Annotated in this window: 21 protein-coding genes, 5 tRNA genes and 1 pseudogene; 17 read left to right on the forward strand and 10 right to left on the reverse strand. The window is 71.5% G+C overall.

The window, feature by feature from the left end; all coding sequences use genetic code 11:
- Positions 1 to 149: 149 nt before the first annotated feature.
- Complete coding sequence (locus tag ACWGR4_RS34990; RefSeq protein WP_452132559.1) at positions 150 to 1,739, reverse strand: MFS transporter; 1,590 nt, start codon at positions 1,737 to 1,739, stop codon at positions 150 to 152.
- A 104-nt stretch (positions 1,740 to 1,843) separates the two neighbouring features.
- Here ACWGR4_RS34990 and ACWGR4_RS34995 point away from each other — a divergent pair, with 104 nt between their 5' ends.
- On the forward strand, positions 1,844 to 2,833 hold the full coding sequence (locus ACWGR4_RS34995) for a helix-turn-helix transcriptional regulator (RefSeq protein WP_380010366.1): 990 nt from the start codon (positions 1,844 to 1,846) through the stop codon (positions 2,831 to 2,833).
- A gap of 48 nt (positions 2,834 to 2,881) precedes the next feature.
- On the opposite strand, the gene ACWGR4_RS35000 is transcribed toward ACWGR4_RS34995, so the two are convergent.
- The 5 genes from ACWGR4_RS35000 to ACWGR4_RS35020 all read right to left on the reverse strand — a co-directional run bounded on the left by ACWGR4_RS35000 (position 2,882) and on the right by ACWGR4_RS35020 (position 5,484).
- Positions 2,882 to 2,953: transfer RNA gene (locus ACWGR4_RS35000), tRNA-Val, on the reverse strand.
- A gap of 32 nt (positions 2,954 to 2,985) precedes the next feature.
- Positions 2,986 to 3,057, reverse strand: a tRNA-Val gene (locus tag ACWGR4_RS35005).
- A gap of 36 nt (positions 3,058 to 3,093) precedes the next feature.
- Positions 3,094 to 3,167 (reverse strand) — tRNA-Cys (locus ACWGR4_RS35010).
- A gap of 49 nt (positions 3,168 to 3,216) precedes the next feature.
- Positions 3,217 to 3,289: transfer RNA gene (locus tag ACWGR4_RS35015), tRNA-Gly, on the reverse strand.
- A gap of 287 nt (positions 3,290 to 3,576) precedes the next feature.
- Entirely contained in the window at positions 3,577 to 5,484 is a 1,908-nt protein-coding gene (locus ACWGR4_RS35020) for a DUF4328 domain-containing protein (RefSeq protein ID WP_452132558.1), read from the reverse strand.
- A gap of 322 nt (positions 5,485 to 5,806) precedes the next feature.
- Here ACWGR4_RS35020 and ACWGR4_RS35025 point away from each other — a divergent pair.
- The 4 genes and pseudogenes from ACWGR4_RS35025 to ACWGR4_RS35040 form a co-directional block, all read left to right on the forward strand.
- A pseudogene (locus ACWGR4_RS35025) lies at positions 5,807 to 6,820 on the forward strand (chorismate-binding protein); the annotation flags it as partial.
- A 272-nt stretch (positions 6,821 to 7,092) separates the two neighbouring features.
- Positions 7,093 to 7,917, forward strand: coding sequence for an aminotransferase class IV (locus ACWGR4_RS35030; protein ID WP_452132557.1), 825 nt, complete (start codon positions 7,093 to 7,095; stop codon positions 7,915 to 7,917).
- A gap of 168 nt (positions 7,918 to 8,085) precedes the next feature.
- Positions 8,086 to 8,826 (forward strand): GNAT family N-acetyltransferase, encoded by a 741-nt coding sequence (locus tag ACWGR4_RS35035; RefSeq protein ID WP_452132556.1) that lies wholly within the window; start codon positions 8,086 to 8,088, stop codon positions 8,824 to 8,826.
- Positions 8,827 to 9,038: 212 nt separating this feature from the next.
- The gene (locus ACWGR4_RS35040) at positions 9,039 to 9,587 is read left to right on the forward strand and encodes a hypothetical protein (RefSeq protein ID WP_452132555.1); all 549 of its coding nucleotides are present in this window, start codon (positions 9,039 to 9,041) and stop codon (positions 9,585 to 9,587) included.
- 479 nt (positions 9,588 to 10,066) lie between these two features.
- Here ACWGR4_RS35040 and ACWGR4_RS35045 read toward each other — a convergent pair whose 3' ends face one another.
- Positions 10,067 to 10,480: an SsgA family sporulation/cell division regulator gene (locus tag ACWGR4_RS35045; RefSeq protein ID WP_026218464.1), complete on the reverse strand. Its 414-nt coding sequence runs from the start codon at positions 10,478 to 10,480 to the stop codon at positions 10,067 to 10,069.
- 365 nt (positions 10,481 to 10,845) lie between these two features.
- Here ACWGR4_RS35045 and ACWGR4_RS35050 point away from each other — a divergent pair, with 365 nt between their 5' ends.
- From ACWGR4_RS35050 to ACWGR4_RS35085, 8 genes are all read left to right on the forward strand, one after another.
- On the forward strand, positions 10,846 to 11,337 hold the full coding sequence (locus ACWGR4_RS35050; protein ID WP_452132554.1) for a TIGR02611 family protein: 492 nt from the start codon (positions 10,846 to 10,848) through the stop codon (positions 11,335 to 11,337).
- Between the two features lie 103 nt (positions 11,338 to 11,440).
- A tRNA-Val gene (locus ACWGR4_RS35055) sits at positions 11,441 to 11,512 on the forward strand.
- Positions 11,513 to 11,820: 308 nt separating this feature from the next.
- Positions 11,821 to 13,125 carry an ABC transporter substrate-binding protein gene (locus tag ACWGR4_RS35060; protein WP_380010348.1) on the forward strand — a complete coding sequence of 435 codons (1,305 nt, stop codon included), beginning with the start codon at positions 11,821 to 11,823 and terminating at the stop codon, positions 13,123 to 13,125.
- A 788-nt stretch (positions 13,126 to 13,913) separates the two neighbouring features.
- On the forward strand, positions 13,914 to 14,942 hold the full coding sequence (locus ACWGR4_RS35065) for a carbohydrate ABC transporter permease (protein ID WP_452132553.1): 1,029 nt from the start codon (positions 13,914 to 13,916) through the stop codon (positions 14,940 to 14,942).
- A gap of 1 nt (position 14,943) precedes the next feature.
- Positions 14,944 to 15,837 (forward strand): carbohydrate ABC transporter permease, encoded by an 894-nt coding sequence (locus tag ACWGR4_RS35070; RefSeq protein WP_452132552.1) that lies wholly within the window; start codon positions 14,944 to 14,946, stop codon positions 15,835 to 15,837.
- 51 nt (positions 15,838 to 15,888) lie between these two features.
- On the forward strand, positions 15,889 to 17,400 hold the full coding sequence (locus ACWGR4_RS35075) for a glycoside hydrolase family 1 protein (protein ID WP_452132551.1): 1,512 nt from the start codon (positions 15,889 to 15,891) through the stop codon (positions 17,398 to 17,400).
- Positions 17,387 to 18,415: a LacI family DNA-binding transcriptional regulator gene (locus ACWGR4_RS35080; protein ID WP_452132550.1), complete on the forward strand. Its 1,029-nt coding sequence runs from the start codon at positions 17,387 to 17,389 to the stop codon at positions 18,413 to 18,415. The genes ACWGR4_RS35075 and ACWGR4_RS35080 overlap by 14 nt, the downstream gene beginning before the upstream one ends.
- 263 nt (positions 18,416 to 18,678) lie before the next feature.
- Complete coding sequence (locus tag ACWGR4_RS35085; protein WP_380010333.1) at positions 18,679 to 19,299, forward strand: DedA family protein; 621 nt, start codon at positions 18,679 to 18,681, stop codon at positions 19,297 to 19,299.
- A 109-nt stretch (positions 19,300 to 19,408) separates the two neighbouring features.
- Here ACWGR4_RS35085 and ACWGR4_RS35090 read toward each other — a convergent pair whose 3' ends face one another.
- From ACWGR4_RS35090 to ACWGR4_RS35100, 3 genes are all read right to left on the reverse strand, one after another.
- Complete coding sequence (locus ACWGR4_RS35090) at positions 19,409 to 20,074, reverse strand: DUF305 domain-containing protein (protein WP_380010330.1); 666 nt, start codon at positions 20,072 to 20,074, stop codon at positions 19,409 to 19,411.
- Between the two features lie 23 nt (positions 20,075 to 20,097).
- On the reverse strand, positions 20,098 to 20,817 hold the full coding sequence (locus ACWGR4_RS35095; RefSeq protein WP_380010328.1) for a DUF3105 domain-containing protein: 720 nt from the start codon (positions 20,815 to 20,817) through the stop codon (positions 20,098 to 20,100).
- A gap of 61 nt (positions 20,818 to 20,878) precedes the next feature.
- The gene (locus tag ACWGR4_RS35100) at positions 20,879 to 21,289 is read right to left on the reverse strand and encodes a hypothetical protein (protein ID WP_380010325.1); all 411 of its coding nucleotides are present in this window, start codon (positions 21,287 to 21,289) and stop codon (positions 20,879 to 20,881) included.
- Between the two features lie 282 nt (positions 21,290 to 21,571).
- Here ACWGR4_RS35100 and thrS point away from each other — a divergent pair, with 282 nt between their 5' ends.
- From thrS to ACWGR4_RS35120, 4 genes are all read left to right on the forward strand, one after another.
- Positions 21,572 to 23,551: a threonine--tRNA ligase gene (gene thrS / locus ACWGR4_RS35105; RefSeq protein ID WP_380010322.1), complete on the forward strand. Its 1,980-nt coding sequence runs from the start codon at positions 21,572 to 21,574 to the stop codon at positions 23,549 to 23,551.
- A gap of 100 nt (positions 23,552 to 23,651) precedes the next feature.
- Entirely contained in the window at positions 23,652 to 24,212 is a 561-nt protein-coding gene (locus tag ACWGR4_RS35110; protein WP_380010319.1) for an HIT family protein, read from the forward strand.
- A 64-nt stretch (positions 24,213 to 24,276) separates the two neighbouring features.
- On the forward strand, positions 24,277 to 24,681 hold the full coding sequence (locus ACWGR4_RS35115) for a thiol-disulfide oxidoreductase DCC family protein (protein WP_380010316.1): 405 nt from the start codon (positions 24,277 to 24,279) through the stop codon (positions 24,679 to 24,681).
- Positions 24,678 to 25,928: a glycosyltransferase 87 family protein gene (locus ACWGR4_RS35120; RefSeq protein ID WP_452133788.1), complete on the forward strand. Its 1,251-nt coding sequence runs from the start codon at positions 24,678 to 24,680 to the stop codon at positions 25,926 to 25,928. The genes ACWGR4_RS35115 and ACWGR4_RS35120 overlap by 4 nt, the downstream gene beginning before the upstream one ends.
- Positions 25,929 to 26,069 lie beyond the last annotated feature (141 nt).

Consider the following 26,069-nt stretch of genomic DNA (forward strand, 5'->3'; position numbering starts at 1 on the left):
CCCGCCCCCCACCCCCCCCCCCCCGCGCCGCGGGGCGGGGGGGGCCCGCGGGGGGCCCCCCACCCCCCGCCCGGGGTGGGTCGCGCGCGGCCCCCCCCCCGGGGGCCCCCCCCCCCCCCCGCACGTTCGGGTACGGGCACACCGCCGGCTCACGCGAGCCGACCCGCCCGCCTCCGCACCATGCCGAGTCCCACCCACAGCGCCACGCCCAGGTTCACCACGGCCAGTACCACGAAAGTGAGCACCGCCGCGTGCGCCGAGGCATGCGCGCCGGCGCCCGTCGTGGACAGGAACATGGTGCCGAACGTGGCCACCCCCACCACGCCGCCGAACTGCATCAGCGTGACCAGTACCCCACTCGCGTCACCCGCGTGCTCGGGCCGGACCCGCCCCAGCGCGCTCGCCATCAGCGGCCCGAGCACCGCGCCCTGACCCAGGCCCATCCCGGCCAGGCCGACCGCGAGCGCCACGCCGCCGTCCCGCCCGCCGTGCACCGAGGCCGCCATGCCCACGTACGACACCGACACCAGCGCGAAGCCCAGATATCCCAGGTGCGCCCGGATCCGCTCGGGCAACCGCCCCCACCACAACCCGGAGACGGCGAACCCGATCGCGCACGGCACATACGTCAGACCGGCCCGCAGCGGACTGTCGCCGAGCCCCGACTGCAGGTGCAGCGCGAGGGTGAACAGGAACCCGTTGTAGCTCGCCACCCCCACCAGCAGCATGATCCCGCCGGACAGCAGTCCGGGGGAGCGCAACACCGCGCCCGGCACCAGCGGCGACCCGCCGCGCGCCGACACCCGGCGCTCCACCAGGGCGAACGCGCCCATCGCGACCAGCCCCGCGGCGAGCACCAGCCACCCCCACACCGGCCAGCCCTGCTCGTGCCCCATCACCAGCGGCACCACCAGGGCCAACATCGCCGGCGCCAAGACCAGTACGCCCGGCACGTCCAGCCGCCCCCAGCCCGTGCGCTCGTCGGGCCCGGGCCGGTCGCCGCCAAGCGCCCGCCACCCGACCGCGAGCAACAGCACCCCCAGCGGCACGTTGACCAGGAACACCGGCCGCCAACTCGTGCCCCACAGATCCGCGTCGACCAGCACCCCACCCACGATCTGCCCGACGACCGCGCCGCCGGCTATCGCGGTCTGGTACAGCCCCATCGCCGCCGTCCGCCGTCGTCCCTCGAACCGGCGCTGGATCAGCGTCAACACCTGCGGTACCAACAACGCGGCCCCCGCGCCCTGCAGGCACCGGAACGCCACCAACTCCCCGGTGGAACCGGCCAGCCCACAGGCCAGCGAGGCCACCGTGAACAACCCGAGCCCGGCCAGGTACGCCCGCCCGAACCCGAAGATCGCGCCCAGCCGCGATCCGGTGATCAGCAACATCGCGTACACGATCGTGTAGCCCGCGATCACCCACTGCAGCCCGGCGCCCGACGTATGCAGGTCCGAACGCATCACCGGAGCCGCCACGTTGACGATCGAGGAGTCCAGCACCGCCATGAACTGCCCGGCCACCAGCACCACGAGCAGCAGCGTGCCCGCGCCCCCGACCCGACTCCCGTCCTCCCGGCTGCCCTTCGCCGCCCGTCGCCGCTCCCGGGCGGTCGACGCCCGAGAGCCTCCCTCGTCGGGAGCGGTCGATCCGACGACCCCGGCCGCCGGCGTCGTCACCCGCTCCCCGTCCCCGTGCCGGGCGCCGCCGCCCGACTTCACATCCGTATCGTTCATGGCAGCGACTCTGCCCGGCGCCGGGTACCCGGACCAGTAGCCTGGTTATCCTGGTATCACCAGGCACCTGGCAATCGAGGCGACGATCGGCGCAGGATGGGTCGATGACCGGCAGCCCGCGCACCGACGCCACCCACCGCCCGGCCGCCCCGGAGCGAGTCGACCCGCCGATCGGGCCGGCAGCGGCCCCGACAGCCGACGCCGGGCGCGCCGCACCGGAATACGTCCGCCCCGAACGCGCCGCCTCCCGAGCCGAGTTGGGCGCCTTCCTGCGCAGCCGACGCGAGCGGATCAGCCCGGAACAGGTCGGCCTGCCCGCCGGCCGCCGACGCCGCACACCCGGGCTGCGCCGCGAGGAGGTCGCACAACTGTCCGGCGTGGGGGTGACCTGGTACACCTGGCTCGAACAGGGCCGCCCGATCAACGTCAGCGCCCAGGTCATCGGCGGCATCGCCCGCACGCTGCGGCTCGACGGCGTCGAGTACGAACACGTCAAGCGGCTGGCCTGCGTGCCGAGCCTGGCCACGCTGCGCGCCGAGGACGAGGTCGACTCGGACACCCAGACCGTCCTCGACGACTTCGCCACGCTGCCGGCGGTGGTGCTGAACGGCCGCTACGACGTGCTGGCCTACAACGCGCTCTACGCCCGGATGTTCCCGAGCCTGGTCGCGGCGCCGAGGCAGCGGCGCAATGTGATCTGGGAGTTGTTCACCCGGCCCGCGTGCTGCAACCCCTTCCACGAGTGGCGGGAGGAGTGCGCGGGGGTGGTCGGCGTATTGCGCGGCAGCTACGCGCGCAATGTCGGCGATCCGCTGTGGACCGCGTTCGTCGACGAACTGATCGCCGCCAGTCCCGAGTTCGCGACGACCTGGGCGGCCCATCCGGTCTCGCTCACCCGCACCCGGACCAAACTCTTCCGTCACCGCGACGTCGGGGTGCTGCACGTCCGGGGAATGCCCGCCGACCTCGCCACCTCACCCGGCCAGCGGCTGAGCGTCTACGTGCCCCAGGACGAGCCGACGCGCGAGCGACTGGCCCGGCTGGCCGCGCCCGACTTCGTACCGAGCCCGCCGCACGAACATCCGCCGAGGTAAGCCGAAGGGCCGGAGGATCGAGATCCTCCGGCCCTTCGGTACTGCCCGTGCGCGATACTGGGATTGAACCAGTGACCTCTTCCGTGTCAGGGAAGCGCTCTCCCGCTGAGCTAATCGCGCGGGTGGTGTAGCGGTACGACGGTTGTGCAGCGTGCGCGATACTGGGATTGAACCAGTGACCTCTTCCGTGTCAGGGAAGCGCTCTCCCGCTGAGCTAATCGCGCGGGCAGATCACCCTCGGCACCAGGCCCGGGTTCTCTTGGAGGTGGAGACGGGATTTGAACCCGTGTAGACGGCTTTGCAGGCCGTTGCCTCGCCTCTCGGCCACTCCACCAAGTGAAGGAACCATAGTGGTTGCCCACCACATTCCTCTACTTCTTCCGAGCGGACGACGAGATTCGAACTCGCGACCCTCACCTTGGCAAGGTGATGCTCTACCAACTGAGCCACGTCCGCCTGTCGACCCGGGTTGCGTTTCCGCGTCCCGGCGACGTTGAGAACTTTAGCGGATCCGAGGGCCATCACAAAAACCGATTCCCCGCGCGCCCCGCCGCGCGACCCGCGCAACCTGCGAAAACGACCGAGGCCGGCCCGAACCGAGAGGGTTCGAACCGGCCTTCGGCGAGCGCCGACGGGGGGCCGGGCGGCGGGTTGGGCCGCCGTTACGACGGCAGGTGTTCAACCGCTGTGCACCCGACGGTCGGACCCCGTGCTCCATCGCGTGGGCCCGGAGCACCCCGAGATCACCCGCGCCGCTCCCCGGACGGAGCCGGTTGGGCATCAACTCCGGCATCCACGGGACCGGAGGGAGCCGGCACCTCGTCCGCGCTCGCGTCGGACGCACGCTCGACCGCCGCAGCCGACTGAGCGGGAACCTGCGGCAGTTCGGAAGGGCCGGCCTCACCCGCCACCACATCGGACCCGCCCGCGCTCGACTTCCCCAACAAAACCGGCTCGGCGGACGCCCCTACAGCAGCCGCCTCGACATCCACGGCCGGCACAACAGCCGTCACCGCGTCACCCTCGGCAGCCGGAACAACGGCCGCCGCATCAGGCGACTCGACCTCAACGGCCGGTACGACGGCGGTCGCCTCGTCGCCCTCGGCAGCCGGTACGACGGCGGTCGCCGCATCAGGCGACTCGCCCTCGGTGGCCGGCACGACGGCTGTGGCGGCATCAGCCGACTCGACCTCAACTGCCGGCACGACGGCTGTGGCCGCTTCGACCGACTCGGCTTCGCCGTCGGCCGGGGCAACGGCCGGTGCCGCCTCTGCCGATTCGTCCGCGTCGCTTGACTCGGCCGCGGCGGCCGGTGTGGCGTCGGGAACCTCGACCCCCGCCGTCGGCGGCGCCGCGGGGCGCGGCGGCGGGGCTGCCACCGGCGTGGCCATGGCCGGCGCGGATGCGACCGGCGTCGGCTCGGCCGGAGGCGCGGGAGCGACCGGCGCAGCCGCCGTCGCGCCCTCCACCGGAGCCTGTGGGACCGGCGGCGCGCCGAGCGCGGTCTGCGCCGGCGGCGCGAACCCGCCGGGCGCACCGGGCGCGGCCGGCACCGGCGGAGCGAAGTACTGCCCGGTCGGCGCCTGCGCCGGATAGGCCGCCCACGGCGTCGGCGCCCCCGCCGGGAAACCGCCCGCCGCTCCCGGAGCCGGGACCAGCCCCGACGCGAACGCCAGCGCCTCGCGCTCGTGCTGGAACGTGGTGATCTTGCGAACCACGAAGATCGCCGCGACCGCCGCGAGGATCAACACGATGTCCGCGGCTCCCGACAGGATGTCGATGGTCTGCAGCCGATCGGCGTCCGACAGCTCGATGTCGTCACCCAGCGGGTAGGACAGCCGGCTCGCGAAGAACAACACCGACGCGCCGACCAGCAGCACCCACCAGGTCCACAACAGCGGCAGCCGCCCGGGCGTACGACCGCCGCGCTCGGCGGTCCGGGGATCGCTCGCGCGCCACACGTCGTGCAGGATCAGCTTCGGGAACCACAGGCTCACCACCGGCACCAGCCAACCGCCGACCGCCCACCCGGTGGACAGGTGCTGCTTCGACGGGCCGAACAGGTCCACGTTGGCCCGGGCCCGATACATCCAGATGATGAACAGCACCGCCGTCGCGATCATCGACAACACCAGGAACGTGATCGCCCCCGCGACCAGCGAGTCCGAGTCCTCGGCCCGAGTGCGCAGCGAGTCCGTGACACCGAGGTCACCGGCGTCGACGATCTGCCGGAGCACGTCGGCCCGGTGGAAGAACGCCGCCGCGCACAGCCCCGCGAACACCGCCGACAGCGGCAGCAGGATGTACAACGTCACGGCGAGCCCGCGCAGCGAGCGGAACGGCTGCGGCATCCAGCCCCCGAAGGGCGAGGCCGGATACGCCCCCGGCATGCCGTAGGGCGCCTGCGGCGCGAACGCACCGGGCGCGGGCGGATAGGCGCCCGGATACACCCCGGCGGGATGCACCCCGGTGGGCGCGGGTGCGGGCGGAGCGTACGGATCCGGCGGCGTGGGCGCCGGGGCCGCGGTCGACCCGGTGACCACAGGGGCCGACACGGCGCCGGCCTGCTGCGGCGCGACGGCCGGGACGGCGCCGCAGTACGAACAGCGGTCGGCCCGCGTAGACCAGGTGTCGCAGGCGGAACAGTGCACGGATGAACGTCCTTCGATCGCGTGATGCGGTGGAGACTTCGACGGGTCGGGCGAACCGACCGGGAGGGGTGGTCGCCGGTCTCGGGGTCGCCGGGTTCCATCCACCCGTGCCGCATCATGCCGTGCCCGAGCGTCACACGGGAACGCGGAATCGATTCGGGGCACTTCCGGGCGCGTCGCACCGGCGCGAGGGGGGCGCTCGCGGCGGCCGACGCCGGGCCGCCCGGGCCGGCCGCGCCGATCGGCCGCCTCCTACAATGGCGTCCTGACCCGCGCGCCGATCCTCAAGCAGGTGCCGCGGTCGCGACCCCGGAACGAACACGTGAGCCAGCCTCCCCCCATCGCCCACCTCGGCGGGCGCTTGGCCACCGGACTGCGGGATGTCACCCGCGACCCGGCAGCCCTGGACTCGCACGGCTTCTGGGCCGTGGTCGCCGACTTCGAGGGCGACCCGATCTGCGCCCGCTTCGACCACGTGCGCCCGGCCCCGCTGCCGGCCGCCCCGTGGACCGGACCGCCCGCGCACACGTGGACCGACTCGCTAGGCGCCGACGCGTACCGCGCGGGGGTGCGCCGGATCCGCGAGTACATCGCCGCCGGCGACGTGTACCAGGTCAACCTGTGCCGCATGCTCAGCGCCCCGCTGCCCGCCGACGCCGACATCGTCGGCTTGGCGGGCCGGCTCGCGCTGGGCAACCCCGCGCCGTACGCCGGGGTGATCCGACTGCCCGAACACGGCGTCCACGTCGCGTGCGCGTCGCCGGAGCTGTACCTGCACCGCGTCGGCGACCGGGTCAGCTCCGGCCCGATCAAGGGCACCGGCCGGACCGAGGCCGACCTGCTGCCCAAGGACCACGCCGAGAACGTCATGATCGTCGACCTGGTCCGCAACGACCTGGGCCGCGCCGCCGCGATCGGCTCGGTCACCGTGCCCGAGTTGTGCGTGGTCGAACGGCACCCGGGCCTGGTCCACCTCGTCTCCACCGTCGCCGGCACGCTGGCCCCCGGCGTCGGCTGGCCCGAACTGCTCGCCGCGACGTTCCCGCCGGGATCGGTCAGTGGCGCCCCCAAGAGCAGCGCGCTGCGCATCATCGAGGAGCTGGAGCCGGTCCCGCGCGGCCCCTACTGCGGCGCGATCGGCTGGGTGGACGCGGACCGCCGCGAGGGCTCGCTCGCGGTGGGCATACGCAGCTTCTTCGTCCGCGACGGCCGACTCTGTTTCGGCACCGGCGCGGGCATCACGTACGACTCCGACCCGCAGCGCGAGTGGGAGGAGACCCGTCTCAAGGCACGGAACCTGCTCGCGGTGGCGACGGGGGAGTACCGGGCAGAAGGGGAGTACCGGGCGGACCCGGTCGGGGCCGAGCACCGGCCGGATACCGCGGCGGAGCACTCGCCCGCCTCGGCGGACGCCGGCGGCCGGGAGCACCCCGCGAGCCCGGAGCACATCGGCGCCCGCGAGCGCGCGACGGCCCCGGATCACCCCGGCGAACGCCCGCGGCCCACGGCGCCGACCGCTCCCGGCTACCCACCCGAGCCCGGGACCGGGCAGGATCGGGCCGCGCGGGATCGCGTCGGATACAACCCCGCGGACACCTCGGAGGGCGCATGAGCAGAATCTGGTTGAACGACCGCCTCGTCGACGACGAACACGCGGTGGTCCCGGTGGACGACCACGGGCTGACCGTCGGCGACGGCGTCTTCGAAACGCTGAAGGCGCGGGACGGACAGGCCTTCGCGACGACCCGGCACCTGGCCCGGCTGACCCGCTCCGCGCGCGGCCTCGGGCTACCCGATCCCGACCTCGACCTGCTGCGCCACGCGTGCGCCGAGGTGCTGGCGGCCAACCCGCTGCCGGGCATCGCTCGACTGCGGATCACCTACACGGGCGGCTGCTCACCACTGGGCTCCGAGCGCGGCGGAGCGGCGCCGACCCTGGTGGTCGCCCTCGCCCCGGCCAAACCCCGCGGCGAGAGCACCGCAGTGGTCACCGTCCCGTGGACCCGCAACGAGAACGCGCCGACCACCGGGCTCAAGACCACCAGCTACGCCGACAACGTGGTGATGCTCGGCCACGCCGCCCGGCACGGCGCGAGCGAGGCGCTGTTCGCGAACACCGCGGGCAACCTTTGTGAGGGCACCGGCTCCAACGTGTTCGTGGTCCTCGACGGCCGCCTGATCACCCCTCCGCTGTCGGCCGGCTGCCTGGCCGGCGTCTCGCGCGCGCTGGTCCTCGAATGGGTCGGCGCCGAGGAGATCGACCTGCCACTGACCGCGCTCGCCGACGCGGAGGAGGTGTTCCTGACCTCGTCGCTGCGCGACATCCAGGCGGTGCACCGGATCGACGAGCACACCCGCACCGCGCCCGGCCCGCTCACCCGCAAGGCGATGGAGATCTTCGCCGCCCGCGCCGCCGCCGACATCGACCCCTGACCCGGACGCCGGCCCGCCCGGGACCGTCCGGCCCGTCCGCGCCGGTGCGCCGGTTGCCCCGATCGCGCCCGCGATCTCGCGGTCGGCGCTCCGGCGCAGGTTGACCGGGTCCGCGCGCGGGCAGCACTGCCGATGACGGGGCGCGACATCGGCAAGGCGGGGGACGCGATGACCACCACTCTGCGACCGGCCGGACCGGGCCGGGACGGCGTGTACTCGATCTGCGCCAACGGCCGATCCGTCGGCGGCGTACACCTGACCCCGCTCGGCCCGTGGGGCACCGGCACCGGATGGATCCTGCACATCCAGGTGCTGCCGTCGCGCCGCCGCCGAGGACACGGGTGCGTGGCGATGCTCGCGGCCGAGGAGATCATGCGCGGCCGGCGCTGTACCCGGATGGCCGCCGCGGTGCCCGAGGGCAACCGCGCGGCCACCGGTCTGGTCTCCGCCCTGGGCTACGCGCCCGACAGCACCCGCTTGGTGGCCCCGGTGCGCGCCACCGGCCTGCCGCACGGGGTGCGGATGATGGACACCGACGAACGCAAGGCGTGGTGCGCCGCGGAACTGCACCGCTGCGCGGCGACGTTGCGCGCGGCGGGGTGGTCCGAACCCGCCGCCCGGGCCCGCGCGCACGCCCGCCTCGACCACCCCACTGCGCCCGCCCCGTACACGCTGGGCGATGGCGCGGCGGTGTGGGTGGCGCACGGCGTCGTCCTGGCGCTGACCGCGCGCAACCCGGAGGCCGCCGCGACGCTCCTGCGCGCCGCCGGCCACGTGACGGCGACCCAGGGGCTGCCCGAGCTGGCCATCGACCTGCCCGACGAGGCCCGTACCCCGGAGTTCACGAAGGTGCTCACCGGGGCTCGATTCGCGCCGCGTACGCGTTATTGGGGGAAACCCATCCTGTGAGAAGTGGGGAACATCCCTGATCCTGGCTCTACTCCACGGGGAGGAGATGAGTCGGTCGGTGTCCTCCCCGAGTACCGAACCGACCGTCGATCGTGGTGTTCGAGGACCGAGACGGCCACGATGGAGGCAGGACGGCAACGGCCGTCGACCGATCCCGATCGACGCCGACCGACAACGAAGCTTCGTAGGTTTCGAACGAGGAGGCCGAGCGCATGTCCGGCGCAGATGTGGTGACCGGCGCGTTGTGCATGGCACTGACGGGCCTGGGCCTGGTCATCGCGGTACAAAAGGCTCGCCAACGACGTTTCCTGAACGCGACGCGGTGGACCGCCGCGGCGCTGTTCCCGATCGGCCTGTACCTGACCGGCCTGGCCACGCTGAGCCGCCGGGTGGGCAGCGCGGTCGCCGACTGGGCGACCGACCTCGCCTTCGGCCTCAAGGCGTGGGGCGGCGTCGCGATCCTCGCGTTCGCCGTGATCCTGCTGATGATCACCCGCATGGTCGGCGGAAAGAAGAAGTCCCCGGAGTCGAGCGGCACCGCGTCCACCACCTCCGCCACCTCCGCCATCTCGTCCGACCTGGCGGCGCTGCTCGGCGACGGCGGTCCGGCAGCGGGAGCGGGCGGTTCGGGCGGTGCGCCGCCGCGCAGCAAACAGCCGAAGCCGGCCGCCGCGCCGCGCTCACGGCGATCGTCGCGTGCGAGCGGGGGCGACGACGAGTTCGCGGAGATCGAGGAACTGTTGCGCAGGCGCGGGATCTGAAGTCGGGGAATCCCGATTTGCGGATTTCCCCGGGATACCGTCGGTTACCGCGGGTCAGCGTGAGGTGCTAATCCGTGTCCGGGCACAACGGGAGCGGTCGGGGATGGTGAATGTGAACGCATTCCCATGCGGTTGTGGCGGCGCCGATGCGATGCCTATGCGGCGGGATAGTCCTGCCCGAGTCGCGGCCTATGCGACGCGCGCCGTGCCGGAAAATGTGTTCGAATGCGCGCTTTCTTTGTGGTGCGCCCGGGTCGGACGCGTATTCGGATCGCCGGGCCGCTCGTGCGCTCTTGCGCTCGCTCGTCCGACCGTTCGTTCGTCGGAGGGCCGGGACGGTTCGGGGTCGTCGGCGTGGCCGTCCACCGGTCGGGACGTTAAAACGCTCCGCCGCCCCCACCGTGTGGACGATGGGTGCGGCGGAGCGCTGACGTGTGAACCCGGCGCCGCGGACAGGGGCGTGTCCGCCGTGCCAGAGCTCAGTTCTCGGCGAGGATCTGCGACAGCTCCCGGTCGAGATCGAAGAAGCGGTGCTCGTTGCCGGGGGCCACGGCAGCGTTCGTACGCTTCAGGAACGACTCCAAGGCCCGTGCGGGCGCTTCGAGCAGGGCCTCGCCCTCGGGAGAGCTGAGGGCGATGCACACGATGCTCTGTCCGTGGCTCCGAGAGGGCCACACACGAACGTCGCCGGTGCCCGAGGGCTGACGCAGCCCGTCGGCGAGAAGGTCGCGGGCGAAGACCCAGTCGACCGTCTCATCGGCACCCGTGTGGAAGGTCGCATGCACGGCGTACGGGTCCGACGAGTCGTAGCGCAGTCCCGCGGGGACCGGCAATGAGGACTCGCTCGAGACGACGAGGCGCAGGTGCAGCTCACAGCTGACCGTGGTGTTCATAAGCGCCATGGCCTTTCGCTCAGTGTGCGCTCGGGGATTCGCACGTCGGCGTTCGCAACATCCCACCTGCGGACCTCTTGTAAACGTCTCTGCCCGATATACGGGCGTCTGGGTACTCCTTAAGAGCGATGCGGAGGTGTAACGTTCGCCCGCATGATTTCCGGAAGGGAACAGGCGATCGGATCGGGTCGCTCCGATCGCCCGGACCGACCCGCCCGGGTCGGTCCCCGACCGTAAGGTCTGCACCGAACCTCTGCCCCCTTGTAGCGTTGTCAAGCCAGGCCGGGCCGAGGTCGGCGCCGGCCCCGGGCGAACGGAGGCATCCGGTGGACGACGGCCGGTACGACGAGAGAGGAAGACGGACGATGGACACGGGGGTCGCGGAGAACAGCGCGCACGCCGCCGGGAAGCCCACCGCCGACCGGGACGACCCGGCCGCAGCGGCGGCACCCGAGGGCGCGACGAAGGCCGGCACAACCACCGGGACGCCCGAGGCGAAACCATTCGGCTCCCGCGCGCCGGCCTTCATCAAGCGCTCCAAGCCGCTGCACATGACCTGGCAGATCGGCGTCGCCATCATCGGCTTCGCGATCATCGTGGGCGGCATCATCATGCTCCCGCTGCCCGGTCCCGGCTGGGCGGTCATCTTCCTCGGCCTCGCCGTCCTGGGCACCGAATTCGTCTGGGCGCAGCGCACGCTGCTGTGGACCAAGGACAAGGTCACCAGGGCCGCCACCCGCGCCCTCGACCCCAAGACCCGCCGCCGCAACATGATCATGCTCGCGATCGGCCTGCTCCTGATCGCCGCGGCAGTGGCCCTGTACCTGTGGAAATACGGCATGGCCCTCCCGTTCTGACCCCCCCGCGAGCCGCCCCCCAGCCCGGGCGGCTCCTCGCGCCCCACCCGCGGAGGGCGGTCACAACCGCCCCCACCCATGCGGTAATGTTCTCCCTGCACCCGGGCGATTAGCTCAGCGGGAGAGCGCTTCGTTCACACCGAAGAGGTCACTGGTTCGATCCCAGTATCGCCCACGCTTGCCGGAGCCCCGGATCACGAAAGTGGTCCGGGGCTTCTGGGCGTTCGGTGGGGTTTGTGGGCTCGGGGTGGGTGTGGGGCCTTTGAAGTATTGACAAGGGTGATGGGGCAGGACAGGCTCCTGAGCACGTTGTGAGAGCGCTCTCACAACGTGGGCCCGGCCGCGTCGATGGCGCGTGTTCCGTGTTGCCGTGCCGTTGGTGTCGGGCCGCCATGGACGACCGCACCGCCGCAGTTTCGTACCGCCGCACGACGTACCTCGCTCATCGCCGTCCCGGATGCAGGGTCATCAGGAGGTCTTTCCATGCGCACGCGCTACGTTCGTGGTCGAGTCAGAGCCCTGTCCGCTCTGTGTACCGCGCTGTTGGTCGGATCCGTTCTCGCCGGGTGTGGGGGTGACGGGGGGTCCGGCTCGGGGGACGGCAAAGTCACCCTGAACGTCGGGCTGTTCGGCACGTTCGGCTTCGAGGAGGCCGGGTTGTACGCCGAGTATCAGCAGACGCACCCGGGCGTCAGGATCGTTCAGCACGACACCGAGAAGGAGGAGGACTACTGGCGTACCGTGCAGACCCGGCTCGCCGGTGGGGGCGGGATCGACGACATCCAGGGCATCGAGGTCGGGCGGATCGCCGACGTCGTGCGGAACCAGGCCGACAAGTGGGTGGATCTGAACTCGCTGGGCCTCGCGGGTGGCAATGCCGAGTACCTGCCGTGGAAGAGCAAGGCGGCGACCACCGCCGACGGGAAGGTGCTGGGGGTCGGGACGGACATCGGGCCGATGGCGATCTGCTATCGCAGCGATCTGTTCCGGGCGGCCGGACTTCCCACAGATCGCGAGGAGTTGGCGCGGCGCTGGTCGACGTGGGAGGGATACGTCGAACTGGGGCGGCAGTTCCAGGCGAACGCGCCGAAGAAGACGCATTACCTGGACAGTGTGACCGGGTTGTACAACGCGATCATCGGGCAGCAGCAGGAGTCCTACTACGACGCGGCCGGCAAGCCGATCTACGACACCAATCCGACCGTCAAGCACGCGTGGGACCTGGCCGCGCAGGCCGCCGACGGGAAACTGTCGGCCGCTTTGCAGCAGTTCCAGAGCGATTGGAACCAGGCGTTCTCGGCCGACGGCTTCGCCTCGCTCTCGTGCCCGGCGTGGATGATCGGGTACATCAAGACCCAGGCCGGTGACGCAGGCAAGGGCAAGTGGGACGTCGCTGCGGGGCCCGGTGGGACGGGGAACTGGGGCGGCTCGTACCTCGCCGTTCCCAAGGGCGGCAAGCACCACAAGGAAGCGGCCGAACTGGTCGCCTGGCTGACCGCGCCCGAGCAGCAGGCGAAGATGTTCCGGAAGCAGGGGAACTTCCCGTCCAAGACCGGGGCGATCGAAAGCGTCAAGGCGACGCTGGATCCCTACTTCAACAACGCGCCCATCGGTGCGATCTTCAGCGCGGCGGCGGAACGGATGCCCGTGCAGGTCACCGGGGTTCGGCACAACGACATCAAGGACAACATCACCACCGCACTGACGTCCGTGGAGGCCCAGGGGGTCAAACCGGACGACGCGTGGAAGCGAGCACGCGACGCGGTCAAAAACGCCCTCGCAAGCTGACGACGGCGGCAGCACCGGGCGACGTGCGAGCGGCGGGGGCCGGGTACGAAGGCCCGCACCGAGCGGGCGGCCGACCCCCGTCCCCAGCCGGCGGCCGACCCCTTGGCACCCGAGCCGGCGGCCGACTCCCCGGCGCCGAGCCGAGCGGGTCGACCGCCGCGGCGAGCCGGAGGTCGATCCCGCCCCGAGCGGGGTGGCCGACCGCCGTGCCCGGCCGGTGGCGGGTCCGTGCCGGGCCAGGGTGCGACATCCTCCGCGTCGAATCGGCGGCGCCGGTCCCGCGTCGAGCGGCCGGCCGGTCCCGATGCCGCGGCCGGTGGCCGGCTTCTGCGCTGCCGGCGGTCGCCCCCAATCCGAGCCAGGGGTGCGCTCCCGGGTGGAGTCGGTGGCTGGTTCCCGTGTCGAGCGGGTGGTCGGCGTCCGGACCGGGTCGGGGGGTGCCCATGTCGGGTTGGTGGCCGGTCTCCGTGTCGAGTGGGTCGTCGACCTCCGTGCTGAGCGGGTGGTCGGCCCCTGCGCCGAGCCAGGGGTGCGCTCCCGGGTCGAGTCGGTGGCCGGTTCCCGCGTCGAGCGGGTGGTCGGCCTCCGGACGAAGCCAGGGGGCGACGCCCATGTCGGTCCGGTGCCCGCCCGCCCCCGCGCCCGCCCGCCCCAGCGCCCGTCTCGCCCGCCCGACGAGCGCCCGCCCCCACGCCCGTCCCGGTGCTCGCTCGCCCCCGCCCGTCCCCGACACCCCCGCCCGCCCCCCACGACCGCTCACCCACCTCACCCTGTCCGGAGTGATTTCGATGGCGGCTCCGCCACCTTCCGCTTCTGCGACTCGATTCCCGCGTTGGCCGGGGTCCCGATTTCGGTCCGGCTCGCGTTCTCGGGCGGGCACCGTCTTCCCGACGTCCCGTCAGGTATGGCGGCGGCGGGTCGATGCCGCGTCCCCGTACGGCTTCGTTGCGCCCTTCTTTGTGCTCTTCGTTGCCTTCGGGCTGTTCCCGCTGCTCTACACCGGCTACATCTCGCTGCACCGCGTCCGGTTGCAGAACCCGGATGAGATGACCTGGCTGGGCCTGGAGAACTACACCAACCTCTGGCACGACCCCTTCTTCTGGAAGGCGCTGCGCAACACCTTCACCATCGGCGTGATCTCGACCGTGCCGCAGTTGTGCATGGCGCTCGGCCTGGCGCATCTGCTCAACCGTCGGTTGCGGGGGCGGACCTTCTTCCGGGTCGCGATCCTGATGCCCTACGCGACGTCAGTCGCCGCCGCGACGCTGGTGTTCGGTGGTTTGTTCGGGCGGGACTACGGCATGGTCAACTGGTTCCTCGGCCTGTTCGGCGTCGACAACGTCGACTGGTACAACGGCACCTGGACCTCGCAGATCGCCATCTCCACCATCGTCACCTGGCGCTGGGTCGGCTACAACGCGCTGATCTATCTCGCCGCGATGCAGGCCATTCCGCACGATCGTTACGAGGCCGCCGCGCTCGACGGGGCCAAGTCCTGGCATCAGTTCCGGCACGTGACCATCCCCGGACTGCGGCCCACGATCGTATTCACCGTCGTGGTCTCGACGATCGGCGCGATGCAGATCTTCGCCGAGCCGCTGCTGCTCCAGGGCGGCCCGATCGGCGTGCGCGGCGGGGCCTCGCACCAGTACCAGACCATCGGGCTCTACATGTACGAGACCGGGTGGAGCAACTACGCGCTCGGCAAGGCGTCCGCGATCGCGTGGACCACGTTCCTGATCATTCTTCTCGTCATCGGGGCCAACGCGCTTGTCGCCGGGCGCCGTTCGCGTCGCGAAATCCGGGAGGGCCGCTGACATGGCCGGTGCATCGGTTGCCCCGCCGCGAGATCGCTCCCGGCGCTTTGGGGGCGTCCGTCGGTCCAGGCGTTCGCGTCAACTCCACGGCGGGCCGCTCGTATACCTGATCCTGGGCTTCGCGACCCTGCTCTCGATCTTCCCCTTCTACTGGTCGATCGTCGCCGCCACCCGCAGCAACGCGGACATCAACCACGTGCCGCCGCCCTTCACGCCCGGTGGCAACCTGCTCTCCAACTTCGACAAGGCCCTCGACGAGGCCGACATCGTCCAGGCGTTGATCAATTCGACGATCGTGTCGATCACCGTCGCCGCCGGCACCGTGTTGTGTTCGACGCTGGCCGGATTCGCCTTCGCCAAGCTGCGGTTCCGGGGGCGCGGCGCGCTGCTCGGGATCACCGTCGCGACGATGATGATCCCGCCGCAGCTCGGGCTGATCCCGCTGTTCATGATCATGGCGAAGTTGCAGTGGGTGAACCAGTTGCAGGCCGTCGTACTGCCCACGCTGGTCACCGCGTTCGGCGTGTTCTTCATGCGGCAGTACCTGATGGAGGCGCTGCCCGACGAACTGATCGAGGCCGGCCGGGTGGACGGTGCGTCCTACGCGCGGATCTTCTGGTCGATCGTCGTACCGATCGCCCGCCCGGCGATGGCGGTCCTCGGTCTGCTCACCTTCATGACCACGTGGAACGACTTCTTCTGGCCGATCATCGCGCTGTCGTCGAGCAATCCGACCGTGCAGGTCGCGATCAACTCGCTCGGCGGGGGATACGTGCACGACCAATCGATCATCCTCGCCGGGACGTTGCTGGGCACGCTGCCCGTCCTGGTGGTCTTCGGCCTGCTCGGCCGGCAGATCGTCGGCGGAATCATGCAGGGCGCGGTCAAGGGCTGAGCACACGCCGTCGAGCCGGCCGACCCACCTCCTACGTAAGGAAATCCGATCATGACCGACCACGCCCTCACCACAGACCAGGCCCCGGCCTCGTCGACCCGGTTCGCCGACCGCTTCCCGCCCGGATTCGTCTGGGGCGCCGCCACCGCCGCCTACCAGATCGAGGGGGCCGCGGCCGAGGACGGACGGGCGCCGTCGATCTGGGACACGTTCAGCCGCGTCCCGGGCCGGGTGCACGCCGGCGACACCGGCGACGTGGCCACCGACCACTATCACCGCTATCGCGAGGACGTCGCCCTGATGGCCGAACTCGGCCTGGGCGCCTACCGGTTCTCCATCGCCTGGGCGCGGGTGTGGCCCACCGGCAGCGGCCCGGTCAACGCGGCCGGGCTGGACTTCTACGATCGACTCGTGGACGAACTCCTCGCGCACGGCGTGGATCCGTACGCGACGCTGTACCACTGGGACCTGCCCCAGGCGCTCCAGGACGCGGGCGGATGGGGCGCGCGCGACACCTCGGCCCGATTCGCCGACTACGCGCGGCTGGTGGCGGCGCGGCTCGGCGACCGCGTGCGCGACTGGACCACGCTCAACGAGCCCTGGTGCTCCGCGTTCCTGGGCCACGGATCGGGCGTACACGCGCCGGGGGCGACCGACCAGGAGTTGTCGCTGCGTGCGAACCACCATCTGCTGCTCGCCCACGGGCTCGGCGTCGCGGCGTTGCGGGCCGAACTGCCGGCCGGGCATCGCATCGCGATCACCCTCAATCCGGCGGCGGTGCGCCCCCTCTCGGACCGGCCGGCGGACCTGGATGCGGTGCGTCGGGTGGACGGCCTGGCCAACCGGATCCACCTCGACCCGCTGCTGCGCGGCGAGTATCCGGCGGACGTGCTCCGCGACACCGCCTCGGTGACCGACTGGGCGTTCGTCCGCGACGGCGATCTCGCCGAGATTGCCCGGCCGATCGACGTGCTCGGGGTGAACTACTACACGCCGCTCCTGGTGGGCGGCGCCGAGGACGGCGACACCGAGACGTCCCGGGCCGCCGCGCCCCGGGACGACGGGCACGGCGCGAGCGTGTACTCCCCGTGGCCCGCGTGCCCGGACGTGCGCTTCGCGCAGGTGCCGGGCGAGCGCACCGCGATGGGCTGGGGAATCGACCCGAGCGGGCTGTACGACGTGCTGAACCGGTTGCGGGCCGAGGCGCCGGGCCTGCCGCTGATGGTGACCGAGAACGGCGCGGCCTACGAGGACCGGATGGACCCGGCCGGCACGATCGAGGACGTCGAACGCACGGCCTACATCGCGGCGCACGTCGCGGCGGTGGGCCGGGCCGTCGACGACGGGGTGGACGTCCGGGGCTACTTCGTGTGGTCCTTGTTGGACAATTTCGAGTGGGCGTACGGCTATGCCAAACGCTTCGGCATCGTGCACGTGGACTTCGCGACCGGTCGGCGTACGCCCAAGCACAGCGCACGCTGGTACGCGGCGTTGATCGCCGGCGATCGGGTGCCCGAAGCCGAGCCGGCCTCGGACGGATTGGGGAGCATTGACCAGGACTGACGGTCGGAGCAAGGTCGCCTCGGCGGCCGAACCGCCGACCCTGGAGACGGTGGCGGCGGTGGCCGGGGTGTCCCGCGCCACCGTCTCCCGGGTGATCAACAGCTCACCCAAGGTCAGCCCGCGGGTGCGCGAGGTGGTCGAGGCGGCGATCGCGCGGACCGGCTACGTACCCAACCGCGCGGCCCGCACGCTGGTCACCCGGCGCACCGACTCGGTGGCGCTGGTCGTCCAGGAGCCGGAGACCCGGCTCTTCGGCGATCCGTACCTGTCGGCGATCGTGCGGTCCGTGGGCGCCGAACTGGCCGACACCGACAACCAGCTCGTGCTGATGATGGTGCGCACAGCCGCGCAGCAGGACCGGCTGGAGCGGTATCTGCGCGGCGGCCACGTGGACGGGGCGCTGCTGGTGTCGTTGCACGGCGACGACTCGCTGGCGGGTCGGCTGCACGACGCGGGTATGCCCGTGGTGGTGGGCGGGCGACCACTCGGTCCGGATGCCGACTTCGTCTACGTGGACGCGGACAACGTGGGCGGTGCGCGCGCCGCGGTGGAGCACCTGAGCGCGCGCGGACGACGGCGGATCGCCACGATCGCCGGCCCGCAGGACATGTGTGCGGGCGTGGACCGGCTGCGCGGCTACCTGGACGCGGTACCCGGGCCGGCGCTGGTTGCGCACGCGGACTTCGGTCGGGCCGGTGGGGCCGCCGCGATGCGCACGCTGTTGGCCCAGGCGCCGGACCTGGACGCGGTGTTCGCGGCGTCCGACCTGATGGCGGTCGGCGCGATGGCGGCGTTGGCGGCGGCGGGTCGGCGCGTGCCCGAGGATGTCGCGGTGGTCGGCTTCGACGACGCGGATGTCGCGGGGTGGGCCGAGCCCGCGCTCACGACGGTGCGGCAACAGGTCGCGGAGCAGGGTCGGTTGATGACGCGGTTGCTGCTGGAGCGGATCGGCGGCGGGGGCCCGGGGACATCCGCGGTGTTGGGCACGACGCTGGTCGAGCGGCGTTCCTCGTGAGGCCGTGACGCCGTGAGACCGCGCCGTCGTGACCGGGTCCCACCCCGACCGCCCGAAGCGCGCCCATGTCGGGAAGTCGACATGGTGAGGACCCGAATTTCGGTGCGAACCGAGGGTCGAGATCGGTGTTTTTCCGGCCGTATCACGTCCCGTGAGCGTCGGTGACCCGGACCCGATGTTCCACCGGATGGGGGATCGCGCGATGATCTCCCGGTGACCGATACCCGTCCCCCGATCCACTGCGCGTGGTCGGGGGTACTCCAGTGACCGGCGCCGGGACCGGGCTGCTGTTCTCGCCCTGGCTGTGGCTGGTGATGCCACTGATCGTCTCCATCGACGCCGTGGTGCCCATCGTGCCCGGCGACGAACTCGTGATGGCCGCCGCGGCGGTCGCCGACGGCGACGTGCGCTATCTGGCCCTGGTGCTGCTGACCGCCGCGATCGGTGCCTTCGTCGGAGACCAGTGCGCCTACGCGGTCGGCCGCGCACGGCTTCGCCGCGGGGGCGACGCCGTTCTCGGACCGCGCCGGCAAAAGGCGATGGACCTGGCCCGCAACGCGCTCGCCAAGGGCGGCATGTCGGCGCTGATCGCGGCCCGATTCCTGCCCGGCGGGCGGACCGCGGTGAACATGCTCGCCGGCCGACTCGGCTACCCGCCACCGCAGTTCCGCGCGGCCACCCTGGTCGGCGCGGTCATCTCGGTGTCGTACGCGATGACGGTCGGCACGCTGGCCGGCCACATCGTCGAGGACAGCCCGCTCCTGGTCGCCCTCGGCGGTATGGCGCTGGGCGCCTCCGTCCCGCTGATCGTCGGCGTGCCGGCACGTGTCGTGCGCGAAGTCCGCCGCCGACGCCACACCGGCGAGGCGACCGCCGAGGCGTGAGACGATCCGACACGTGTGGGGCACGGGATGTGCATCCCGTGCCCCACACGCATGTCCGGCGGGCGGACGAGCCGGGCGTACACCGCGGTTCGTCCCACCCGCCCCGCGCCTAACCCGCCCCGCGCTCCGTCAACATCGAGCGCATCAGGTCGATCTCCGAGCTCTGCCCGACGACCATCGTGTTCGCCAGATCCTTCACCTGCTGGACCTGCGCGCGCGCCTGGCCCTCGCGGGCCATCGCCACCCCCGCCTCGTGGTGCGCGATCATCAGCTGGAGGAACATCACCTCGGCGTCCTTGCCGCGCAACGTCGCCAGCTTGTCCAACTGTGCCTGCGTGGCCATCCCCGGCATCAGCTGCGTGTCCGCACCGGCGGCCGGCGTGCCGTGCCCGGAGTGGCCCGGCATCGAACCCGGCGTCATCCACTGCATGACCGGCCGGGTCGAGCCGAGCGTCAGGCCCCACATCTGGAGCCAGGACGCCATCCGGCCGATCTGCTCCTGCTGGGTCAGCGCGATGTCGTACGCGAGCTTGCGCGTCGCGTCGTCCTGGGTCAGATCGCGGATCATCATCCCCATCTGCACGGCCTGCGCGTGGTGCGTGCGCATGTCGCGCGCGAACCCCGCCTCCACCGAGTCGTCCGCCGGCGGATTCGGCACCGCCGCCGGCGCCGGACCCAGCGCCCGCGCGGGCGCGGGCGGGGCGGCCGGCTTGCCGGAGTCGTCCGAGGAACAGGCGGCCAGGACCGGAACGGCCAGCAGCCCCGTCGCGATCATCGTCGCGACACGTGCGCGCGGCCTCACGAGGTCGGCTTCCCGACCCCGCCCGTGCACGGCGAACCGGGCTCCGGAGTCTGCTTGCCTTCCTTGTACTTCGTGATGAACTGGTCCAGGCGCGGGTCGCTCGCGTTGTCCAGCTTCAGCTGCAGGCCCCACGCCGAGGCGACGATCGGCTTGTCGATGCCGTCGTAGGGGCTCAGCATCATGTACGTCTTGCCCTTGACCTTGGACTTCAGCACTTCCAGCTGGTCCGCGGGCAGGTTGTTCTGGTACGTGATCCAGACCGTGCCGTGCTCCAGCGAGTGCACGCCGTTGCGGTTGGGAATCGGCGCGTCGTAGATCCCGCAGTTCTGCCACACCGGGTCGTGCTCGCCGCCCACCGGCGGAACCTGCCGGTAGGTGACCTCCTTGGGCTTGGCGATGTGCCCCTGCGCCGCGGTGTAGGCGCTTACGCCGGCTATGTCGCTCTTGGTGTTGGGGTCGGGCCGCACGTCGGCGATGACGTTGTTCGCGCTCGACTTCTTGTCGTCGTCGCTCGACGACATGACCACGGCGGTCAACCCCGCCACCAAGGCGAGGACCGCGATGCCGGAAGCGCCGAAGATGATCGCCGAACGACGCTTGGCGGCCTTGCGCTCCGCCTCGCGCTGCGCGGCCACCCGCTCACGCGTCGCCGCCATCCTGGCGGATCGCTGTGCCTTGCTCTGCTTCTTCGAGGTGTTGGGGGACTGTTGCCCCATGGCTCCGCCTTATTCCGATTCCGGGATACGTCTGTGGACCGTGCGAGGTGTGCCGCGCGGATCACGTACGACTGACGCAGAGCACCGTCAGATCGGGGGCGTCCTTGGCGGGCGTGGGTGCCGGCGCGATGCCGACGGCGTCCGGATCGGCCAACCACGGCGGCAACATCGAGCACGGCGCGGGCGCGACCACCGGCGGCAGCGGCGGGACGGTGGCCGGCACACACGCGTGCGAGCGATCCCCGCAGCGTCCCGAACCGTCGCCCTTGTCGTGCGGACCGCCCGCGTCCCGCTGCTCGTGCGCCGTGTGATGGAAGGGACACACCGTCGGAATGGTCGCGGTCGACGGCAGCGACTCGGCGTGGACCGGAAACGCGCTGCCCAGGAGCGCGGCGCACGCCAGCACAGCCCCGGCCAACAGCCGGATGACCGGCCGCAGCGGGACTGCCAGCGAGGCCATCCGTTGCGTCACGGGCCCTATTCTCACCCGAAGGAGTGACCCTGTGGGAAGTCGGGGCGCCATCTTTCGTCGTCGCGACGGCGACGCGACGGCGACACGACTGCGCAGGTGCCTCCGCCGACACCTCCGCTCCGGCGCCCCCACGCCGGGCCGGCGCCCGCGCGGGGTGGGGAAACCGAGGCAAGGTTCGCGCTCCCGGCTCGATAGCATCGGTGTGCGAGCGAGCGCATCGGCGTACCAGCGAGCCGAGCCGCGCCACGCGACATCCGCCAACCACACGTCAGGAGACGAACGGTGTCCGAAGCCCGAGTGACCATCAGCCGCGACCCGGACCGGGACGAGCGGGTGGTGACCACGGGCACGACGGCCGCCGAGCTCTTCGACGGCGACCGCTCGGTGGTCGCCGCGCGCGTGGCCGGCCGACTGGTCGACCTGGCCTACGTCCTGGTCGACGGCGACGAGGTCGAGCCCGTCCTGATCGGCTCCGACGACGGCCTGAACATCCTGCGCCACTCCGCCGCGCACGTGCTGGCGCAGGCCGTACAGGAGCTGTTCCCCGAGGCCAAGCTCGGCATCGGCCCGCCGATCAAGGACGGCTTCTACTACGACTTCGACGTCGAGACCCCGTTCCACCCCGACGACCTCAAGCGCATCGAGAAGAAGATGCAGGAGATCGTCAAGCAGGGGCAGCGCTTCGCTCGCCGGGTCACCACCGACGAGGACGCGCGCGCGGAGCTTGCCGACGAGCCGTACAAGCTGGAGCTGATCGGCCTCAAGGGCTCCGCCGCGGAGGCCGCCGAGGGCGCGTCCGCCGAGGTCGGCGCGGGCGAGCTGACCATCTACGACAACCTGGACGCGAAGACCGGCGAGCTGTGCTGGAAGGACCTCTGCCGAGGCCCGCACCTGCCCACCACCCGGCTGATCCCCGCGTTCAAGCTGATGCGCTCCGCCGCCGCCTACTGGCGCGGCAGCGAGAAGAACAAGCAGCTCCAGCGCATCTACGGCACCGCGTGGCCGAGCAAGGACGAGCTCAAGGCCTACACGACCTTCCTCGAGGAGGCCGAGAAGCGCGACCACCGCAAGCTCGGCGCCGAGCTGGACCTGTTCTCCATCCCCGAGGAGATCGGCTCCGGCCTGGCCGTCTTCCACCCCAAGGGCGGCATCATCCGCCGCACGATGGAGGACTACTCGCGGCGCCGGCACGAGGAGGCGGGCTACCAGTTCGTCTACACGCCGCACGCCACCAAGGGCAAGCTGTTCGAGGTCTCCGGCCACCTGGACTGGTACGCCGACGGCATGTACCCGCCCATGGAGCTGGACGAGGGGCAGAACTACTACCTCAAGCCGATGAACTGCCCCATGCACAACCTGATCTACCGGGCCCGGGGCCGGTCCTACCGCGAGTTCCCGCTGCGCCTGTTCGAGTTCGGCACCGTCTACCGCTACGAGAAGTCGGGCGTGGTGCACGGGCTGACCCGCGCGCGCGGCTTCACCCAGGACGACGCGCATATTTACTGCACGCGCGACCAGATGGCGGGCGAGCTGGACTCGCTGCTGACGTTCGTGCTCAACCTGCTGCGCGACTACGGCCTCGACGACTTCTACCTGGAGCTGTCCACCAGGAACCCGGAGAAGTCGATCGGCACCGAGGAGAACTGGACCGAGGCCACCGAGACGCTGCGCCAGGCCGCGCAGAAGCAGGGCCTGGAACTGGTCGACGACCCGGGCGGCGCCGCGTTCTACGGGCCGAAGATCTCGGTCCAGGCCAAGGACGCGATCGGGCGGACCTGGCAGATGTCGACCATCCAGGTCGACTTCAACCTGCCCGAGCGCTTCGACCTGGAGTACACCGCCGCCGACGGTACCCGGCAGCAGCCCGTGATGATCCACCGCGCGCTGTTCGGCTCGATCGAGCGATTCTTCGCGGTCCTGCTCGAGCACTACGCGGGCAAGATGCCGCCGTGGCTCGCGCCGGTCCAGGTGGTCGGCATCCCGATCACCGAGGAGCACGTGCCGTATCTGGAGGAGGTCGCGACCAAGCTCCGGGCGCAGGGCATCCGGGTCGAGATCGACGACTCCGCCGACCGCATGCAGAAGAAGATCCGCAACGCCAACAAGGACAAGATCCCGTACATGCTGCTCGCGGGCGACGAGGACGTCCAGGCCGGCGCGGTGAGCTTCCGCTACCGCAACGGCGAGCAGAACAACGGCGTCCCGGTCGACGCCGCGGTGGCCGAGATCGTCAAGGCCGTCCGGGACCGCGTTCAGGTCTGACGCGATGTCGTCGGCGGCGGCCCGGTGATCGCGCGGCAGTGCGATCACCGGGCCGCGGTCGGCCCGTCACCGGGTCGTGGTCGGCGTGTGCCCACGGCATATGCTTCCTGGCATGACGAGCGAGCCCGAGATCCAGGACGGGGTTGGGGGGCCGGACGCCTTCGCCCGGCTGTGGACTCCCCATCGGATGGCGTACATCAAGGGGGAGAACAAGCCGTCGGGGCCGACCCCCGACGACGGGTGCCCGTTCTGCCGGATTCCCTCGCTGAGCGATGTCGACGGGCTCGTCGTCGCGCGGGGTGAGCAGGTCTATGCGGTGTTGAACCTGTACCCGTACAACGGCGGCCACCTGATGGTGGTGCCCTACCGGCACGTCGCCGACTACACCGACCTCGACGACGCCGAGACGATAGAACTCGCCCGGTTCACCAAGCTGGCGATGAGCACGCTGCGCAAGGTCTCGGGGGCGCAGGGCTTCAACATCGGGATGAACCAGGGCCACGTCGCCGGGGCCGGCATCGCCGCGCACCTGCACCAGCACCTGGTGCCCCGGTGGGGCGGGGACACGAACTTCATGCCCGTGGTCGGGCACACCAAGGTGCTGCCGCAACTGCTCGCGGACACGCGCGAGATGTTGGCCACCGCCTGGCCGGTCGACTGACCCGTCCACCCGCAGGATCCGAGCGGTTGTCAGTGGTTGTCAGCGGTTGTTGAGGAGAAGAACTTTGAGCGCACGACCGGTTCTCGTGTACGACGGCGACTGTGGTTTCTGCACCCGGTCGGTGGAGTTCGCGCAAAAGCACATTCCGTTCGACGCCGACGTGGTGGCCTGGCAGTTCGCCGAGTTGGAGGAGTTGGGCGTCGAGCAGCACCGCGCCGAGCACGAGGTGTTGTGGGTGACCCCCGTGGGCACCGTGTACGGCGGCCACCACGCGGTGGCCAAGCTGCTGATGAACGCGGGCGGCCCGTGGGCCCTGGCCGGCGCGGCGCTGCGCGTGCAGCCGGTCAGCATCGCGGCGCACGGGGTGTACCGGCTGGTGGCCGACAACCGCGACCGCATGCCCGGCGGGACGCCCGCGTGTGCGATGCCGGCCCACCTGCGGCCGGACACCGTCATCGCTGCGGGGTGACCCGGCGGACGGCCCTCGTGGTGGCCGCGTGTTCGATCACCGCGTATCTGCTGCTGGGCACGTTCGGGTCCGCCGACATGTGGTGGCTGGGCGATCTGAAGGTCTATCGCCAGGGCGGCCTGGAGGTGCTGGCCGGCGACGGCGAGCTGTACACGATCCGGCCCGGCCGGTTGCCGTTCACCTACACGCCGTGGGCCGGGCTGACGTTCACCCCGCTGGCGTGGTTGCCGTGGGGCGCGGTCGAGGTGATCGGGGTGGCGGGCAACCTCGTGCTGCTCGTGGTGGCGACGTGGCTCGCGTGGGGGATCGTCGGGTCGCGCGGGGACCGGGTGAAGGCGACCGCGCTGACCGCCGCCGCGCTGTTGTGGACCGAGCCGGTCCAGGAGAACCTGCGCTTCGGCCAGATCAACCTGCTGCTGCTCGTCCTGGTGCTGTCCGACTTCGCGCGGGCGCGCGGTGCCCGATTCACCGGTGTGGGGGTGGGCCTGGCGGCCGGGCTCAAGCTGACGCCGGCGATCTTCATCCCGTATCTGCTGCTGACCGGCCGGGTCCGTGAGGGACTGACCGCGCTGGGCGTGTTCGTCGCCACCTTTGCGGCGGCGTTCGCGGTACTGCCCCGCGAGTGCGCGGACTACTGGGGCGGCCTGTTCCTGGACGACACCCGGATCGGACTGGCCCAGTTCCCCGGCAATCAGTCCGTGCACGGCGCGCTGACCCGGCAGTTCGGCGCCCAGACGCCTCCCGGGTGGTTGTGGCCGCTGCTCGCGCTGTTCGTGGCGGCGGTCGGGATGACGCTCGCGGTGCGGGCGGCCCGGCGCGGGGCGACGCTCACGGGGGTGGGCCTGTGTGCGCTGACCGCGCTGCTGGTGTCGCCGATCTCCTGGACCCATCACTGGGCGTGGGCGCTGCCGTTGGTCGTGGTGCTGATCGACCGGGTCCGGCGCACCCGCGCCCCGGCCGCCACGCTCGCGCTGGTCGCGGTGCTCGCCGTGGCCGCGGCCTATCCGATGCACCGGGCCCGGGTCTCCGGGGTGCTGCCGAGCGGGATCGTGTGGACGGTGCCGTTCGGTGACGGTGGGGAGCTGAATCTGCACGGATGGCAGCTGCTCGTGGGCAACGCATATGTCCTGGTCGGCCTGGCCGTGCTGGTTGCCGGCGTCTGGTCCCTGGTCGCGGAACGCCGACGAATCACCTGTTCGACCGGTTTGGCGCCGGTCACCGAGCCCCACCCGGATCCGACTTCGTAGACTCGTCGTACTTTCGGCTGATCCGTCCCCGCCCGCTCCGGCTCGTGGTCACGGGTCGTACGGCGAGGCGGGCGCGATGCGGGCGAGGGCGCGGTGGATGGTCGGGACGTCTGCCGACGCGCGTTCGAACGATGATCGGAC

Source organism: Embleya sp. NPDC055664, assembly GCF_053618075.1.

What these genes read in the sequence shown, in the direction of transcription:
- ACWGR4_RS35030 (WP_452132557.1), top strand. Translation starts at nt 7,093, where the DNA reads ATGAGCAGAATCTGGTTGAACGACCGCCTCGTCGACGACGAACACGCG.
- ACWGR4_RS35075 (WP_452132551.1), top strand. Translation starts at nt 15,889, where the DNA reads ATGACCGACCACGCCCTCACCACAGACCAGGCCCCGGCCTCGTCGACC.
- ACWGR4_RS35070 (WP_452132552.1), top strand. Translation starts at nt 14,944, where the DNA reads ATGGCCGGTGCATCGGTTGCCCCGCCGCGAGATCGCTCCCGGCGCTTT.
- ACWGR4_RS35060 (WP_380010348.1), top strand. Translation starts at nt 11,821, where the DNA reads ATGCGCACGCGCTACGTTCGTGGTCGAGTCAGAGCCCTGTCCGCTCTG.
- ACWGR4_RS35065 (WP_452132553.1), top strand. Translation starts at nt 13,914, where the DNA reads ATGGCGGCTCCGCCACCTTCCGCTTCTGCGACTCGATTCCCGCGTTGG.
- ACWGR4_RS35045 (WP_026218464.1), bottom strand. Translation starts at nt 10,480, where the DNA reads ATGAACACCACGGTCAGCTGTGAGCTGCACCTGCGCCTCGTCGTCTCG.
- ACWGR4_RS35035 (WP_452132556.1), top strand. Translation starts at nt 8,086, where the DNA reads ATGACCACCACTCTGCGACCGGCCGGACCGGGCCGGGACGGCGTGTAC.
- ACWGR4_RS35095 (WP_380010328.1), bottom strand. Translation starts at nt 20,817, where the DNA reads ATGGGGCAACAGTCCCCCAACACCTCGAAGAAGCAGAGCAAGGCACAG.
- ACWGR4_RS34990 (WP_452132559.1), bottom strand. Translation starts at nt 1,739, where the DNA reads ATGAACGATACGGATGTGAAGTCGGGCGGCGGCGCCCGGCACGGGGAC.
- ACWGR4_RS35090 (WP_380010330.1), bottom strand. Translation starts at nt 20,074, where the DNA reads ATGATCGCGACGGGGCTGCTGGCCGTTCCGGTCCTGGCCGCCTGTTCC.
- ACWGR4_RS35110 (WP_380010319.1), top strand. Translation starts at nt 23,652, where the DNA reads ATGCTTCCTGGCATGACGAGCGAGCCCGAGATCCAGGACGGGGTTGGG.
- ACWGR4_RS35050 (WP_452132554.1), top strand. Translation starts at nt 10,846, where the DNA reads ATGGACACGGGGGTCGCGGAGAACAGCGCGCACGCCGCCGGGAAGCCC.
- ACWGR4_RS34995 (WP_380010366.1), top strand. Translation starts at nt 1,844, where the DNA reads ATGACCGGCAGCCCGCGCACCGACGCCACCCACCGCCCGGCCGCCCCG.
- ACWGR4_RS35040 (WP_452132555.1), top strand. Translation starts at nt 9,039, where the DNA reads ATGTCCGGCGCAGATGTGGTGACCGGCGCGTTGTGCATGGCACTGACG.